Raw genomic sequence first — 1,336 nt, 5'->3', positions numbered from 1 at the left:
CACCAGCGGTCCGGTGGAGGGCATCGCGTTGTGCTCGACGACGGTGGCGTTCTGTGCGACGCCGTTGACGTAGAGGATCATGGTCCCGGATGTCGAGTCCCAGGTCCCGACCAGGTGGGTCCAGCCGGTTGTGGCCGGGCTGTTGGAGAAGGCCGATTGGCCGGTGCTGCCGTTGATGTCTGCGTCTTCTCGGGTGAACTCCCAGGTTGATCCGCTGTACTGCAGGTAGAGGGCGCCGACGTTGGCGCCTTGTTGGACCACGGCGACCTGGTGGGTGGTGCCGAGGTTCGCGGCGTTCACCCACGCGGAGATGCTGAAGCTCTGCGTGGAGTCCAGGACGTTGCCCTTCGTGGCGGCGTTGCCGCCGGAGCCGTCGAACACCGCGGCTCCGTTCTTGCCGGCGTTGTCGAAGCCGACGCGGCCGTTGAGTGTGACCGGGTGGTTGTTGCCGGAGGCGTCAGCGCTGGCAGGCAGGTTGGCGGCAGCCGCCGGACGGACTCCGATCGCGAGCACGTGCAGCGCCTGGTCGTGTGTTCCGGGCGTCACGTCGGTGCCGTAGTACGGCAGGCTGACCGACTGCAGGGGGCTTTGCGGGTGAACCGGCACCACCACCATGTAGATCCGTACCGGACAACTTGTGTCGTTGGTGCCGGTCGAGGCGTTGCGATAGGGGAGGACGTAAGCCGCTGACGCGGAAGGTCCCGTGCACCAGTCCGCGACCGCGGGCATCGGCTTGACGTCGGTTGCACCGCCGGCGGAGTAGCTGATCGTGGTGGTGATCCGCCGCTGGGGCGAGTCACCCGGGGTGCCGCCGTTGACCGCCGCCACTAGGAACGCGACGGCGTTGGCTCTGATCTGCTGACTCTTGTCCAGGGTGATCGTCTGCCCCATGGCGATGGTGTTGTCGTTCGTCCCGTTCGCGGCCGGGATGCTGAAGTTGACGCCGTCCAGGGTGAGGTTGGTGGAAGGAGCCAGGCCTGCCTTCGCGAGAGCTTGCAGGGACAGCGAGTCGCCGGTTCCTGTGGTTCCCACGGTGCCGATGTCGGCGGGGTGGATCAGATCGATGTTCGCGCTGTTCGGGGCGGTGTCGTCGCTGATCCCGTGGTTGTTCAGGGAGTGCGCGAAGCTGTCGGCGGTGACGTTTGCGAAGGGCGAGACCTCGAAGAAGTCGATGCCCATGCCGTATCCGCCCGACTGCGCGTTCTGCCCGGTCACGGTCACGGTCAGCTTGTGGTTTCCGACCGTCAGATGGCGTCCGCCGAGGGGGACGTACTGACTGGTGCAGCAGGTGGCGGCGTAGCCGTCGAAGACACCGTTGGACGGCAGGGTCGAGGGC

The 1,336-nt window shown here is 66.6% G+C and carries 1 protein-coding gene; it reads right to left on the bottom strand.

Annotated elements, in window-relative coordinates; genetic code table 11:
- Positions 1–1,336 (bottom strand): LamG domain-containing protein (locus tag ABH920_RS50015; protein WP_370356988.1); only part of this gene is annotated, 1,336 nt, incomplete at both ends.

Origin of the sequence: Catenulispora sp. EB89 (assembly GCF_041261445.1) — a bacterium.
Lineage (GTDB): Bacteria > Actinomycetota > Actinomycetes > Streptomycetales > Catenulisporaceae > Catenulispora.
The sequence above is the reverse complement of the archived record's forward strand: the minus strand, read 5'-3'. Positions and strand labels throughout refer to the sequence as shown.